This is a genomic window from Micromonospora sp. NPDC005707 (assembly GCF_040631005.1).
In the GTDB taxonomy this organism is placed as follows: domain Bacteria; phylum Actinomycetota; class Actinomycetes; order Mycobacteriales; family Micromonosporaceae; genus Micromonospora.
The window spans coordinates 89861-103548 of record NZ_JBEXYR010000016.1 but is presented as its reverse complement, the minus strand read 5'-3'; the positions used below and the strand labels follow the sequence as shown (position 1 = coordinate 103548).

The 13688-nt window shown below is 68.8% G+C and carries 13 protein-coding genes and 1 pseudogene; 7 read left to right on the top strand and 7 right to left on the bottom strand.

What is annotated here, in order from left to right; all coding sequences use genetic code 11:
- The first annotated feature begins 112 nt into the window (after window positions 1–112).
- Window positions 113–721 (top strand): DJ-1/PfpI family protein, encoded by a 609-nt coding sequence (locus ABZ452_RS26885; protein ID WP_357948392.1) that lies wholly within the window; start codon window positions 113–115, stop codon window positions 719–721.
- Window positions 722–923: 202 nt separating this feature from the next.
- On the opposite strand, the gene ABZ452_RS26880 is transcribed toward ABZ452_RS26885, so the two are convergent.
- On the bottom strand, window positions 924–2477 hold the full coding sequence (locus tag ABZ452_RS26880) for an MFS transporter (protein WP_357948389.1): 1554 nt from the start codon (window positions 2475–2477) through the stop codon (window positions 924–926).
- 58 nt (window positions 2478–2535) lie between these two features.
- Here ABZ452_RS26880 and ABZ452_RS26875 point away from each other — a divergent pair, with 58 nt between their 5' ends.
- Window positions 2536–3066 carry a helix-turn-helix domain-containing protein gene (locus ABZ452_RS26875; RefSeq protein WP_357948386.1) on the top strand — a complete coding sequence of 177 codons (531 nt, stop codon included), beginning with the start codon at window positions 2536–2538 and terminating at the stop codon, window positions 3064–3066.
- Window positions 3067–3357: 291 nt separating this feature from the next.
- On the opposite strand, the gene ABZ452_RS26870 is transcribed toward ABZ452_RS26875, so the two are convergent.
- From ABZ452_RS26870 to ABZ452_RS26860, 3 genes and pseudogenes are all read right to left on the bottom strand, one after another.
- Window positions 3358–4575 (bottom strand): low temperature requirement protein A, encoded by a 1218-nt coding sequence (locus ABZ452_RS26870; protein ID WP_357948384.1) that lies wholly within the window; start codon window positions 4573–4575, stop codon window positions 3358–3360.
- Between the two features lie 158 nt (window positions 4576–4733).
- Window positions 4734–4976, bottom strand: a pseudogene (locus tag ABZ452_RS26865) (deaminase); the annotation flags it as partial.
- Window positions 4977–4984: 8 nt separating this feature from the next.
- The gene (locus ABZ452_RS26860; RefSeq protein ID WP_357948553.1) at window positions 4985–5245 is read right to left on the bottom strand and encodes a hypothetical protein; all 261 of its coding nucleotides are present in this window, start codon (window positions 5243–5245) and stop codon (window positions 4985–4987) included.
- Here ABZ452_RS26860 and ABZ452_RS26855 point away from each other — a divergent pair.
- Both ABZ452_RS26855 and ABZ452_RS26850 read left to right on the top strand, forming a co-directional pair.
- Window positions 5165–5377: a GntR family transcriptional regulator gene (locus tag ABZ452_RS26855; protein ID WP_357948544.1), complete on the top strand. Its 213-nt coding sequence runs from the start codon at window positions 5165–5167 to the stop codon at window positions 5375–5377. The two genes, ABZ452_RS26860 and ABZ452_RS26855, sit on opposite strands and share 81 nt — an antisense overlap.
- Before the next feature lie 1131 nt (window positions 5378–6508).
- Window positions 6509–7168, top strand: a complete 660-nt coding sequence (locus ABZ452_RS26850) for a DUF1345 domain-containing protein (protein WP_357948382.1) — start codon at window positions 6509–6511, stop codon at window positions 7166–7168.
- Between the two features lie 785 nt (window positions 7169–7953).
- On the opposite strand, the gene ABZ452_RS26845 is transcribed toward ABZ452_RS26850, so the two are convergent.
- Window positions 7954–8535 carry a type 1 glutamine amidotransferase domain-containing protein gene (locus ABZ452_RS26845; protein WP_357948380.1) on the bottom strand — a complete coding sequence of 194 codons (582 nt, stop codon included), beginning with the start codon at window positions 8533–8535 and terminating at the stop codon, window positions 7954–7956.
- Window positions 8536–8780: 245 nt separating this feature from the next.
- Here ABZ452_RS26845 and ABZ452_RS26840 point away from each other — a divergent pair, with 245 nt between their 5' ends.
- Window positions 8781–9623 (top strand): aldo/keto reductase, encoded by an 843-nt coding sequence (locus ABZ452_RS26840; RefSeq protein WP_357948377.1) that lies wholly within the window; start codon window positions 8781–8783, stop codon window positions 9621–9623.
- Between the two features lie 225 nt (window positions 9624–9848).
- Here the strand turns inward: ABZ452_RS26840 and ABZ452_RS26835 are convergent, their stop codons facing one another.
- Both ABZ452_RS26835 and ABZ452_RS26830 read right to left on the bottom strand, forming a co-directional pair.
- The gene (locus tag ABZ452_RS26835) at window positions 9849–10256 is read right to left on the bottom strand and encodes a DUF2267 domain-containing protein (RefSeq protein ID WP_357948375.1); all 408 of its coding nucleotides are present in this window, start codon (window positions 10254–10256) and stop codon (window positions 9849–9851) included.
- Between the two features lie 74 nt (window positions 10257–10330).
- Window positions 10331–11014: a TMEM175 family protein gene (locus ABZ452_RS26830; RefSeq protein WP_357948372.1), complete on the bottom strand. Its 684-nt coding sequence runs from the start codon at window positions 11012–11014 to the stop codon at window positions 10331–10333.
- 449 nt (window positions 11015–11463) lie between these two features.
- Here ABZ452_RS26830 and ABZ452_RS26825 point away from each other — a divergent pair, with 449 nt between their 5' ends.
- Window positions 11464–12411 (top strand): SRPBCC family protein, encoded by a 948-nt coding sequence (locus ABZ452_RS26825; RefSeq protein ID WP_357948369.1) that lies wholly within the window; start codon window positions 11464–11466, stop codon window positions 12409–12411.
- Window positions 12412–12422: 11 nt separating this feature from the next.
- Window positions 12423–13598, top strand: a complete 1176-nt coding sequence (locus ABZ452_RS26820; RefSeq protein WP_357948367.1) for a zinc-dependent alcohol dehydrogenase — start codon at window positions 12423–12425, stop codon at window positions 13596–13598.
- Window positions 13599–13688 lie beyond the last annotated feature (90 nt).

Genomic DNA, 13688 nt, shown 5'->3' with positions numbered 1-13688 from the left:
TCTCGAGACGCGGAGCGCAGGTCTGCATGCCGCGAGCCGCCGATTGGCACTCGGCCCGGAGCGGCGCGCCAGGGAGAGTGGGGATCCTGGTGCCGTACTCAGGGGAGTTGTGATGCAGGTAGCCGTGGTCACCTTCGACGGGTTCAACGAGCTCGACAGCTTCATCGCTTCGGCGCTGATCAACCGGTGTCGTAAGAACGGCTTGGAAGCCTTCATCACGACGCCGACGCCCGTGGTCACATCGATGAACGGCGTCGAGGTGACCGGGCAGCGCCCGATCGAGTTCGTGACCGACGCCGACGTTGTGCTGATCGGCAGCGGAGTGAAGGCGCGCGAGGTGGTCGCCGACGACCGGCTGATCTCCAGGCTGCTCCTCGATCCGTCGCGACAGCTGATCGGTGCGCAGTGCTCCGGCGCGCTGGTCCTTGCCCGGCTCGGGCTGCTGGATGGCATGCCGGCCTGCACGGACATGAAGAGCCGGCCTTTTGTCGAAGCCTGCGACGTCACAGTGCTGGACGCGCCGTTCCACGCCGAGGGGAACATTGCCACGGCAGGCGGCTGCCTGGCGTCCCAGTATCTCGCCACATGGGTGATCACCCGGATGCTCGGGGAAGGCGCTGCGCGCGACGTCATCGACTACGTGGCGCCGGTCGGCGAGAACCAGGAGTCCGTCGAGCGCGCCATGCGTGCCGTCCACGCGGGCGAGGTCGCAGTGCGCTGACGCAGCGCGATCATCCTTTCGCGGCCGCCTTCGGTCCTGGCACGATGTCCAGGCGCACTTGAGGGTGCTCCTGCCCGCATCCCCATACCGTGATCGACGCTGAACCGCGCCTTCCTGGGCGGCGGACCAGGGCGCTGCGCAGGCTCACGCTCGGCGCGGCGACGGCGGCATCTTGCCGGTGACGGGCCGAGTCAACCGTGGATCAGGGAGTTGCCGGGCGCTGCCGGACGAACAGCACCGTCGGGATCACCATAAGGAACAGGACGACGCCACCGACGAGCCAGCCGAGGTGCAGGGCGTCGGTGAAGGCCCGCGGTACGGCCACGGAGAGCGTGTGTGCCAGCGGGGCCGGGAGCTGACCCGCACTGCTGTGGTGGGCGGCTCCCCCGACGACCGCTTCGGCCGTGCCGGACGGCACTCCGGCCGACGCGAGCTGCTCGTGCAGGTACTTCGGGAAGCGGGTCGTCGCGAGGGTGCCGAGGATGCTCGGGCCGAGCACGCTACCCAGCTGGCGGAACATGTTGACCGAGCCGGCGGCCATGCCGGCCTGGAGCGGCGGCACGCTGTTGACGGCGGCAGCGGTCGAGGGCGCCACGAGCAGCGCCGAGCCGACGCCGGCGACGAAGAGCCCCGGCCACATCACTCCGTACCCACTGTTCGGGCCGACCAGCAGCAGCGCGAGGGCCGCGGCGCCCATGAGGGTGAGCCCCGTGGCGAGCACGGGGGCGATGCCGACCCGGTGGGCCAGGCGTCCGGCGAATGCGCTGACGACGATGTAGGGGACGAACATGGGGAGCAGTTTCACCCCGGTCTCCAGGGCGCTCGCGTGAGCGATCCGCTCCAGGTAAAGGACGGTGAGCAGGCAGATGCCGACGAAGCCGAACATGGTGACGGCGCCGATGGTCATCACGGTCGCGAACGAGGCGTTCTTGAACAGCCGCAGGTCCAGCATGGGGTCGTGGTGGCGGAGTTCGAGCCGGACGAAGGCCGCCAGCGAGACGGCGAAGACTGCGTAAGCCACGACGGTCGGCAGCCGGCCGTAGCCGCTGGCGCCGCCCTGGATGATGGCGTAGGTCGCCGACGCGATGGCGGTCGTGCCCAGCAGCACGCCGGCGGGGTCGAGTCGCCGGGTCGGATGCTTGCTCTCCGCCACGAACAGCGGGGTGAGCACGAGGGCGAGCACCCCGAGGACCAGGTTGGTGAGGTAGACCGCGTGCCAGGAGGCTCGGCCCAGGAGCGCTCCCGCCACCAGAGGGCCAATCGCCAGCCCAAGGCCGGAGCAGCCGGCCCATACGCTGATGGCGCCGGTCCGCTCGTGCTGGTCGGGGAAGGCGTGACTCACGATCGACAGGCTCGACGGCAACACGGCCGCGGCGCCGAGCCCCATCACGGCCTGGGCGGTGATGAGCAGACCCACGTTCGGCGCGGCGACGGCGAAGGCGCTGCCGAGCGTGAACACAGCGACGCCGTAGCAGAAGACCCGCCGCCGCCCGAACAGGTCGCTCAGCGTGCCGGCGGAGAGGACCAGGCTCACCACGGCGAGGCTGAAGGCGCTGCTCACCCAGACCAGCGTGCTGGCGGACATGTGCAGGTCGTCCTGGATCGGCGGCAGCGCCGAGATGGTCGACGACACGTTGACGAAGGTCATCATCGCGCCCAGGCAGACAACGAACAGGGCGAACCATCGTCGGCGTCTCTCGATCGTGGGGGCGGGGTGGCGCCCTGCCGCGGTGATAAGCTGGCTATTGGAAAGCATAGCCAGAACGGTAACACCCCTGGCTATGCAAATGCCTAGCCAGAGGGGTGTGGTAGCCATGACACGGCCAGCAGGGTCGGCCGGGTCCGACACCGACGCCATCATCACGTTGACCGGCCGCTTCGCCGATCGCGACGCGTGGCAGGCGGAGGGCTGGTGCCGCATCGAGCACGCGCTGGAGCTGATCGGCACCCGGTCGGCGATGGTCCTCATGCGGGAGATCTATTACGGTGGCCGGCGCTTCGACGAGTTGGCCCGACGTACCGGCCTGACTGAGGCGGTTGCCGCCAAGCGGCTCAAGCAGCTGGTCGCCGACGGCCTGCTGCGGCGGCGGCCCTACCAGGAGCCGGGCAAGCGGACCAGGTACGAGTACGTCCCCACCGAGCTGGGCCGAGAGCTCTTCCCCGTGCTCGTCGCCCTGATGCAGTGGGGGGAGCGCCTCGGCCGGGAGGGCGGCGTCGAACTCGTGCACGCCGGCTGTGGGAGCCCGCTCGGTGCCGTGGTGAAGTGCGCAAAGGGGCACGAAGTGGCGCCACCCGACACGGCCGCCCGACTAGTGACGGACGGAAACGGCGCCGACCTCCGGTAACGGGGATCGCCAGCCCCTGCCGCCGGGGTCTGTGCTGACACCATCCCCCACCCCCTGGATGAGGCGATCCACGGTCGCGGGGACGCCTTGTTGGCAGAGTGAAGCCGTGCGGAGCTCCGGTCGACTCCATCTCGCCCGGGGAGAGGGCCCATGCATCGAGGGATTCGTTGGCCTCCTTTGCCATCTGTCTTAACTTCCGGAACACCTGCTCTTGACAGGCGCTGGGAGTGACCACAACTCCCTCTTCGTCGGCCACCACGATTTCGCCGGGCCCTTTGCGGACCGCCTCTGCTAGGCGGACGGGGACGGGGCCTCCAGTGGGCGGCCGGCGGCGCGGCGCGCGTCCGCGACGGCGACCCCGAGCAGCACCACCGCGGCGGCGATGGCGGCCAGCAGCGGCGGGGCGAAGAACAGCGGCGGTGCCAGCAGGAGGAGAACGCCGATGCCGACGAGCCGGCGCACGGCGAGCCGGTTGAAGACGATGCGTTCCAGCCGGCTGCGGCCGAACAGGAAGAGCGCCGGCCCGCCGAGGATGACCGCGAGCCAGGCCGGCACGGAGGGGCCCTCGGGATTCGCCAACACGATTTCCGCGCCAGCCGCGGCCAAGGTGATGCCGAGCACCATGAGCAGATGGGCCACGCCGATGATTCCGCCGGCGGCTGCCCGGTTCGTCGACATCTCGACGGCCTCGGCCAGCACCTGGCCGGCGCGGTAGAAGTAGATCCGCCACATCAGCACGGACGACAGGAACGTGACCACCAGGGCCGCCTTCGCGGCGAGCGTGGTGGAGTGGGTGGCGTAGGTGAGGCCGATGGACAGCACCGTCTCGCCGAGCGCGATCAACAACAGTTGCTGGTAGCGCTCGGGGAGGTATCGGCTGCTGGCCGTCGCCCACGCGCTGGTCGGTGGTCGGCCCATGCCGGGTACCGGCCATCTGACCCGCGCCACGACCAGGTCCACGGTGATGGCGATCAACCACAGGGCGAGCCGGAGGTTTCCGCGCACCACCGCCCCGGCGAGCCAGATGACGCCAGTGATGCCGGCCCAGATGGCCAGGCGGGTGTAGAGCGCCCGTACCTGCTCGTGCTTCCGTAACAAAGGCCGGAGCAGCAAGGGGCGTCCGATGTGCAGCACCACGTACACGATGGCGAAGGTGGCGCCGTGTTGCTCAAACTCGTACAGGGACGTCGCCATGATCAGCAGGCCGAACGCGCTGACCAGGACCAGCAGCTGAATCCAGCCGTTGCGGTAGTCGAACCGGCTGGTCAGGTACGCGGTGGTCGTCCACAGCCACAGCAACGGCAGGGCCAGCACAGCCGCGTACAGCAGCGACAGCCAGCGCACGCCCACGTCGTCGGAAAGAAGGTCCGGCCCCATCCGGCTAACGACCCCGACCAGAGCGAAGACCAGCACGAGGTCGAAGAACAGCTCCAGGAAGCTGGCCTGCTGGGCGTCCTCCTCGCCGCGCATGATGCCCCCGGTCTGCGCCGGCTCCGATGGTCGCCCCACCCGCCCATGGTCGCCGGAACATCGTCTTGCCCGCACTGATTTCACCCGTTCCATCGAACCGCTTGGTGAGGGCGGTAGACGCTGATGCGAGCCAGGCACCGATGACACCTACGCGTACCTGTCGAGGTTTGTGGTCCTTGGTCAGGAGTCGTTCGGCGATCCTTGAGCTTCTGCACGCTCTCGCGCAGATCGTCGGCGATGTGGTGGCTGCTGGTCCACGGGAAGTCGTTACCCGTCGACGACACCACGTACTTGGGTTTGGCCTCCAGCTTGACCGCCCACTCGCGCATGGCCGGCGGCGCCTCCTGGTGGCCGCGCGCGACGGCTGGCCAGTAGCTCTCCATCATCTCGTAGGTGACGCGACCCCACAGCGTTGCCCCGCACTCGTTCAAAAGACGCGTGGCCGCCTCTACACCCACCGCTCGTCCGGCGTGTCCAGGTCGTGGCGGCGCCACACCGCGACCGCTGACCAGTCCCCTGCCACGTCGACGTGGCCGGTCTCGATGGCGTGGTCGATGTCGACGGCGAGGAGCCGGTGCAGGACGTCCGGTCGGTTGCCGGCGTCCGGGACCAGCCATTCGGCGACCGGATCGCGGGACAGGGCGTCGACGAGCAGTGCGGTGACTGCGGCTACCTCGGCCGGGCGCGCCCGGCGTACACGTGTGGTCATGGCGGGGTTCCGTCCGGTGACCTCGCGCCCGGCGCGTCGCTGCCTAGTGAGCTGCGACTGGCTCAGGAGTATGGACTGAGCCGGACGAGCGTCCGGCAGACCATCTCCCTGCTCCGCCGGAAGGGCTCGTGATCGTCCAACCCCCGCGCGGCACCTTCGTCAGCAGTACGGAAGCGACCGAGACGGTGAGCCTGCTCAAGGGCGACACCGCCTCAGCCCGGATGCCCACCCCCGCAGAACGCAAGGAGCTGGACGTCGGCGAAGGCGTTCCGGTCCTGTGGTCTTCCGCGCTGGTCCGAGATTGTCCGCTGGTAATCGCCGGCTTGGCTGCTCCAATGGCTGCTCGTCCGCCCTGTCCCACTCGGCCTCAGCCGATCAGGCCGCTCAGGTCCCGGGTGGTCCTGGGTACCCCAGATGGCTGCCGGCCCAGCCGATGCTCCCGGGCGGTTGCTTCCACTCGTTGGCGCGCCGCTTCGAGATCGACAGGTTGGGCCAACGCTTGCGCGCCGCTTGCCGGCTGGCGCCTACCGCTGCCCCAAGCTCGGGATACCCGGCCCCGCACATCGCCGCTTCCTCCGCGCTGGCAGATACGAGGTCGGCGAGGAGCCGACGCATCTGCTCCCCAGCCGCCATGCGGGCCAGGTGAGCCCGCATCCCGTCCTGGCGGCTCCGCTCGTGTTCTGCTCCATGCTGGGCGTCCATGCCAGACGCATTCAGCCGCTGCGCCCAACTAGTGGCGACAGCACTCAGTTCCCGCCGTAGTTCGTGCCGCTCGTCCGACGTCAGTTCCCGCATCATGGGCTCCTTCGCCAATCGCCTCTCACCCAGAATCAGCTCGACAACCAGGGTTGTCAACCCTTGGGTGAATGGTCTCTTGACCTGCATGCCCGCTCGGCGCGCCTGGCCCGGACGCCTCGCTTACAAGGCGTTTCCCGGGAGAGCCGTAGCGTCCGCGGATGTCCACCGGGCCCGCCCGGAGACGGCACCCGTCCGCGCTGGTCCGACCTCGGCTGCCACCGTTGATGTCAATGGCTGATGTCAGGTCGCCGCTGGTGCCGGCTTCTCGCTGCCTCGCTACTGCCCGACGCCTCGATTACAAGCTCTGTCGGGTTAGCGTGAGGCGCCCGGGCCTCCTGGCGGTTGACGTAATCGCCCAGGGCCCGAGCGTGCATCGCTGCATTCTCGCCGTCCTCGATGCAGCCCGATCCGGTGATCGCTCGGCGTTTCCCCTGCATGATCCGGTCAAGTGGGAACGCTGTACGGGTGAAGCAGCGATCGGGACGACCGGCGCTGGGACGCCTGCTGTCCGTCGGGCGTGCCCTGTGGTCGCTAGCCGTCGGTGTTGTCGCCGGGGCGGCCACCGCGCTGGTCGGGGCGCCGGAGTTGACGCCGCTGGTGATCTGGACGATCGCGGCGGGCACGATCCTCGTCTGGGTGTGGCGGGCTTGCTGGTCGGCGAGCCCGGAGCGCACCGAGGAGCTTGCCGAGGCGGAGCGACACTCCCGTTCCACCGACACGGCGATCCTGATCGCGTCCGTGATCAGCCTCGCCGCCGTGGCCGAGGCGCTTGTTCGCGGTTCGAACGAACACGACATGGCGGCTGTCACGCTGGTGATCCTCAGCGTCGTCGCGGTGGTTCTGGCGTGGGCGTTGGTGAACACCGTCTTCGCGTTCAAGTACGCCCGGCTGTACTACCGCGAGGACGACGGCGGCTTTGACTTCAAGTGGGAAGAGCCGCCCGCGTACGCCGACTTCGCGTACGTCGCCTTCACGGTTGGTATGTCCTTCTCCCCGGGCGAGAGCGAACCGACTAGCAACCGCATGCGCCGGATCGCGCTCGGGCACGCGCTGCTCTCGTACGCCTTCGGGACCGGCGTCCTGGCCGTCGCCGTCAATCTGGTCACCAACCTGGGCCAGTCATGACCCCCGTTCGCCGGCTGCGACTTCAGGAAGCAGGGCGAGAGGGTGGAGATGCTAGGCGAAGCCGAAGCCGCGGAGGGGACGGAGTTGGATTCCGGAAGGGCCGACGGTACCTGGTTGCATCGCCACTGCGCCCCTGGCCGACGGGCCACGTGGCCTTGTAGAACGGATGGGAGCGCAGGATCACGGTCGCCGCAGGAGCGTTGTGCAGGTGTGCGTCGCTACCCGCTGGCTGCTCGCGCCGCTGTACCACGCGTCCCGGGCCCCGCCGTCGCGGTGCTGCTCCTCGCGGGGCTGTACGTCGCAATCCGCGCGTACCCTGGCGGCGGGACACCACATCGGCCGGCGGGTCGTCGTGGTGCCGCGATCCGTTGGCCAGCCGGTGGTTCGTGGCAATGGAGCGGATGGTCATCCCGGGTGGGCGCAGGCGGCGATCAGGTTGACTGACCCGAGGATGATGTCAAGCCGGACAGCGCCAAGCCGATGATCCAGACGTTTCCGCCCCTCACGACGGGCTCACGCACAGCGGCGGGGTTGACTGTCTCACCGACCAGCATCTTGATCAACTTTGCTGGCGGCAACGGCCGGCTACCTCCCTTGATTCCCATGCTGTTCGGCCTCGACGCCGCGCACGGCAGGGCCCAAGCGCAGCCGTACTCCTGGATCAGCAGGCTGGCAGGAGGTGGCGGGAAGCATCCGAAGCGGTGCGAGATCCGGTTGGCGGGGATACCCGCCGGGTCGTGGCTCCAGGGCGGGCTGATCCTCCCGGCCTGGAGCCCCCACCCGGGTCAGGCTGTCGCCATCTGGCGGACGTGTTTGCCCTCGGCGAACTCCTCGACCATCTTGGCGCAGAAGGCCGGAAGGTCGCTGGGGCTGCGGCTGGTGACCAGGCCGTTGTCGACCTGCACCTGTTGGTCCACCCAGTTCCCGCCCGCGTTGCGGATGTCGGTGCGCAGGCTGGGGAACGACGTGACGGTCCGGCCGTTGACCATCCCGGTTTCGACCAACGACCAGGGGCCGTGGCAGATCGCTGCCACCGGCTTCTGTTGCTGGAAGAACGCCCGGACGAAATCCATCGCCTGCGGGTTCATCCGGAGCCGGTCGGGGTTGACCGTCCCGCCCGGCAGCAGCAGGGCGTCGTAGTCGGCCGCATTGGCCTCGTTGACGGTCCGGTCCACCCGATAGCGGTTCGCCGGGTTGATGTCCTGGTTCATTGACTGGATCTCGCCGGAATTCAATGAGATCAGGTGCACCTCCGCCCCCGCCTGCTCCGCGGCGGCCCGGGACTGGGTGTACTCCACGTCCTCCACCCCGTCGGCGGCGAGACAAGCGACTCGCTTCCCGGTCAGTGGCTGCTGGCTCTGCGCCATTTCCGCGGCCTTCCCCTTTGCGGCGCCGCCCCGTCGGCGGCGCATCGTTCGCTCGCGGTCGCCTTCCCGGTGCGGGCACCGGGAAACAGTCCATCGAACGCCGCTCGGGGATGGACAATCCACCCATATGCCCGCCGCTCAGACAGGGCCTGCGCGAAGAACGGCCGCGCTACGAGAGCGTGCTGCCTGTCGCAGCGGGTAACGCACCCAACCCATTGGTACTCAGGCTCCCGGAAAGGGCCGCCATGACCCTCGCTGCTGCTGCGATCGAGCTACCATCCGGCCAGACAATGCCCGTGCTCGGCCAGGGAACGTGGTACCTGGGCGAGCGCCCCGGAAGGCGGCGGGACGAGATAGCCGCCCTACGCGCCGGGCTGGACCTGGGCATGACCATGATCGACACTGCGGAGATGTACGGTGACGGCGCCTCCGAGGAACTCGTCGGCGAGGCGATCATCGGACGACGCGCCGACGTCTTTCTGGTCGACAAGGTGCTGCCCTCCAACGCCAGCCGACGAGGAACCGTGCAGGCCTGCCGCCGCAGCCTGCAACGACTCGGCGTCGACCACATCGACCTCTACCTCCTGCACTGGCGCGGCACGCATCCACTCGCGGAGACCATCGAGGCGTTCGCCGAACTCGTCGACGCCGGTGACATCGGGCAGTGGGGCGTGAGCAACTTCGATCTTTCCGACATGACGGACCTACTCGAGGCGGGCGGGAACTCCTGCGCGACCAACCAGGTCCTGTACAACCTCACCCGCCGCGGTCCCGAGTACGACCTGCTGCCGTGGCTACGCGAGCACCGAATCCCGGTAATGGCGTACTCGCCGATCGAGCAGGGCCGACTGCTCGGCCACCCCCAGATCTCGGAGGTCGCCGCCCGACACGGAGCCACGCCCGCCCAGGTTGCGCTGGCCTGGCTACTTCGGCAGGAGAGGATCGCGGCCATCCCCCGATCGGCCAATCCCGAACACACCCGGGAGAACGCGGAAGCGCACGACCTGTATCTGGCTGAAGAGGACGTGGCGGCACTCGACACGGCGTTCCCGCCGCCGACCGGACCGCAACCGCTGGAGATGCTGTAGCGTCACCGACCGTTTCGGCGGACGGCGCCTGGTAGATCGAGCGGCGCCATCCGCCCGGCGGTGGGCGCCGGGCCGACGGTGACGGTCATCGCCGTCGGTCGGTCAGCCTTCGGGCCGACCGACCGACGCGAGCTTGTACGCGGCGGAGTACTGGCCCGCACCTCGGTAGGTAGCGGCGCCTCTGCCGTTACCGCCGGCGCTTTCTGGCCGGTCCGCGCGCCCGAGCTAGGTGCCGACCCGGCGGGGCTCGAGCTGTCCCGTCCCCGGCCCGGTCAACTGCCAGAACTCCTGCGGCAACTGGTCGACAAGGTCCCCGTACTCCTTCGCGCTGGCCGACTCACGAAGGGTATCCAGCACGGCCTGTGCTCCGTCGGTGGCCACCTGGCGATCCACCCCGGCCCGTGACTGCACCCGTTCGAGGAATTCGGCAAGCCCGAACCGTTCCGGATCTTCGGTGGGCCTATACACCAGGCCTCGTAGCTCCTCAGGAAGCTGGGAGGCGAGGTCCCTCGCCTGGCCACCAGTGATCCGTTCTGCCAACGTCTCGAGCGCGGCGCGGGTGATTGGTTCCGCCTGCCCCGGCGGAACCTTCGGTCTCGCTGCCACGGACTGGATGAACTCGGTGTAGTCCACCTCGGATCCCCTCTCGAACCGGATTGCGGCGGGTACCCGCGCCCGCCGGGGGTGAAACGGCGGTTCGCCCGCCCTCAGCCACCTGGTGGCGGAGGGCGGTGGGTGATCCGGCGGGTCACCCGAAACTGGTACAGGCCGGCGCTGGTGACGGCGTAGAAGGCGGGCAGCAGGAGGAAGATGACGAGGCCGACCAGCGGCGTCACCAGGTAGCCGAGCACCCCCGCGAGGACGTACAGGACGACCCCGGCGAGGGCCCGCAACCGCTCGACGTGGAAGAACTGGTCCCTGACCTGCTCCTTCAGCAGGTCGGGGTGCCGGGCCAGGTAGTGGTAGAACGCCAGCCAAGCCGCGCACAGCGACGCGCCGATCAGCGCGTAGAAGGCGATGGCCACCCGTTGGTCCGCGTTGTCGTGCTCCTGCAGGGCGTGCGACACGACGATGGTCGGAAACGGCAGCAGCGCCGTGGTGAACAGCACGAGCAGGTTCATCCAGTGCAGGCCGCGGTCGCTCTGCTGGATGCGGTTGAATGCCGCCTTGTGGTTGAGCCAGACGACGGCCACGTACGAGTAGGACGCGAGATACGCGATGTATGACGGCCACTGGCTGAGCAGTCCGGACAGGAGGCGGCCGGGCGGGACGTCCGGCACCCGGAGGTCCAGGACCAGCAGCGTGATGATGATGGCGAAGATTGCGTCGCTGAACGCCACGGCACGGCTGGTGTCCGACCTCGTGCCGAGGTCCGTTTCTGGCCCGCTCACCGAGCGGGCCTACCCAGGGGTGTCCGCGGCAAACAGCCAGGCATAGCCGCCCAGATGTGAAGCAATAGTGCGGATCATGACTTAGGCGGCGTAGCAGAGGGCCACAATCTGGGTGCCAGGAGTTCTTGGCACCCCGGAGAAGCCGGCATCACGGGGGCACGAATGAAGGCTGTCGTCTACGACGGACCGAAGACGGTGAGCGTGAAGGAGATGCCGGACGCCCGGATAGAGCGGCCGACGGACGCTCTCGTCCGGATACCACGACCAACATCCGCGGCTCTACAACCGCCAGCTGATGAAGCTGCTGCGCCCCGACGGTCGCCGCTGACTCGGTGCGTGAATCCCGCGGTTGCGGGAAGCCAGCGCCGGGCCGACATCGGAGCCGTCGTCGGTGGGATTGAGATGGGGATGAGATGGGTCGGAAGAGCACAACAATGGGTGTCCGGTCGGTGACCGACGCCCTGGGCATCGAGCGGGAAACTCCTGACCGCCGATCACAAGGCACAGCCCGGGTGCTGGGCTGGTTCAGTCTCGGCCTCGGCGCGGCCGCCATCGCCGCCACGCCGAGGCTCAGCCGGCTGTGCGGCGTCGACGACTCCCGGACGGCGCGGACCGTGTTGCGGGCCGCCGGGGTACGCGAGCTGGGCCACGCCGCCGCACTGCTGATCCCCCGCCGGGCCGGGTGGGGAACATGGACGCGGGTCGCCGGGGACATCATGGACCTGGCGGCCTGCGGCCGGGCCATGAGCCACCGCAAGGGGGAACGACGGCGGCGCCTGATGTACACCACCGGCGCGCTCGCCGGGATCACCGTCGTCGACCTCTACACGGCGCTACGGACGACGCGAGGCCGCCCGATGACAGGGCGCAACCGGGCACATGGCGCAGTGACGATCAACCGAAACATCGAGGAGGCGTACCGGTTCTGGCACGACTTTGAGAACCTGTCTCGCTTCATGTACCACCTCCAGTCGGTGCGGATGACCGGGGTCCGGCAGTCGCACTGGACGGCGAAGGCTCCGGCCGGGCGGAGCGTGGAGTGGGACGCGGAGGTCGTCGAGGACCGGCCCAACGAGTTGATCAGGTGGCGCTCGACCGGGGGCGCGACCGTGCCGAACTCCGGATGTGTGCGCTTCATGCGCGCGGCCGGCGGCCACGGCACGGAGGTGCGGGTCGAGCTCGAGTACTCGGTGCCGGGGGGCAAGCCCGGGGCGTTGGTCGCCAAGGTCTTCGGCGAGGACCCCCAGCAGCAGGTCTGCGACGACCTGCGGCGTTTCAAGCAGATGATCGAGACGGGTGAGATCGTGCGCTCGGACGGAAGCCCGCAGGGGACCAGCATGCAGCAGCAGGCGAAGCAGCGGCCGGCGCGGCCGCTGGCGACGGCGCGGGTCGGTTGAGGAGGAGATCGATGAGAGCCAACTGCTGGGTCGCCCCGAACAAGGTCGCCGTCGAAGACGTTTCCGACCCGCAGATCCTCAGTCCTCGAGACGCCGTGGTGCGCGTGAGCTCGGCGGCGATCTGCGGCTCGGACCTGCACCTGCTCGACGGCTTCATCCCGGCCATGAAGAGGGGCGACATCCTCGGGCACGAATTCATGGGCGAGATCGTGGATCTCGGCCCCGGCGTACGGGACGGGCTGAGCATCGGCGACCGCGTGGTGGTCGGGTTCCCGATCGCCTGCGGCAACTGCATGTCCTGTCAACGGGGCCTGTACTCGGTCTGCGAGAACTCCAACCCGAATGCGGCGATAGCCGAGGTGGCGATGGGCCACTCGCCGGCCGGCATCTTCGGCTACTCCCATCTGATGGGTGGATACGCGGGGGGCCAGGCGCAGTACGTGCGGGTGCCCTTCGCCGATGTCGGTGCCCTGAAGATTGAGGACGACCTGCCGGACGAGAAGGTGCTGTTCCTGTCCGACGTCCTGCCGACCGGGTACATGGCCGCCGAGATGTGCGACATCAAACGCGGGGACATCGTCGCCATCTGGGGTGCCGGGCCGGTCGGCCAGTTCGCCGCCGTCAGCGCGTACCTGCTCGGGGCGGAACGGGTCATCGTCATCGACCGGTTCCCGTACCGGCTGCAGATGGCGCGGACGAAGGCGGGCGCGGAGACGATCAACTACGAGGAGACCGACGTCATGGACGCGCTGCGCGACATGACGGCCGGCCGCGGGCCGGACGCCTGCATCGACGCGGTCGGCATGGAGGGGCATCACCCGTCCGCTGCGCTGCACGCCTACGACCGGGCCAAGCAGGCGATGAAGGTGGAGACGGACCGCCCACACGCGCTCCGGGAGGCGGTGCTGAGCTGCCGTAACGGCGGGACCGTCTCGGCGATCGGCGCGTACGGCGGGTTCATCGACAAGTTCCCGATGGGGTCGTTCATGAACCGCTCCCTGACGATGCGGTCGGGACAGGCGCACGTACAGCGCTACATGCGGCCGCTGCTGGAACGCATCCGCAAGGGCGAGATCGACCCGAGCTTCATCATCACCCACACGATGCAACTGGACGATGCTCCCCGCGGCTACGACATCTTCAAGAACAAGCAGGAGGACTGCGTCAAGGTGGTGCTCAAGGCGTAGTGGTTCGCCTCGTCGTCGCCTCCGGATCACTCTGCCCGGGGGCGACGACAATATGCATTCGCGTGCGGTGTGAGCGGCTGCCGGCCGCGT

What these genes read in the sequence shown, in the direction of transcription:
- ABZ452_RS26885 (WP_357948392.1), top strand. Translation starts at nt 113, where the DNA reads ATGCAGGTAGCCGTGGTCACCTTCGACGGGTTCAACGAGCTCGACAGC.
- ABZ452_RS26880 (WP_357948389.1), bottom strand. Translation starts at nt 2,477, where the DNA reads ATGCTTTCCAATAGCCAGCTTATCACCGCGGCAGGGCGCCACCCCGCC.
- ABZ452_RS26875 (WP_357948386.1), top strand. Translation starts at nt 2,536, where the DNA reads ATGACACGGCCAGCAGGGTCGGCCGGGTCCGACACCGACGCCATCATC.
- ABZ452_RS26860 (WP_357948553.1), bottom strand. Translation starts at nt 5,245, where the DNA reads ATGACCACACGTGTACGCCGGGCGCGCCCGGCCGAGGTAGCCGCAGTC.
- ABZ452_RS26845 (WP_357948380.1), bottom strand. Translation starts at nt 8,535, where the DNA reads ATGGCGCAGAGCCAGCAGCCACTGACCGGGAAGCGAGTCGCTTGTCTC.
- ABZ452_RS26840 (WP_357948377.1), top strand. Translation starts at nt 8,781, where the DNA reads ATGACCCTCGCTGCTGCTGCGATCGAGCTACCATCCGGCCAGACAATG.
- ABZ452_RS26820 (WP_357948367.1), top strand. Translation starts at nt 12,423, where the DNA reads ATGAGAGCCAACTGCTGGGTCGCCCCGAACAAGGTCGCCGTCGAAGAC.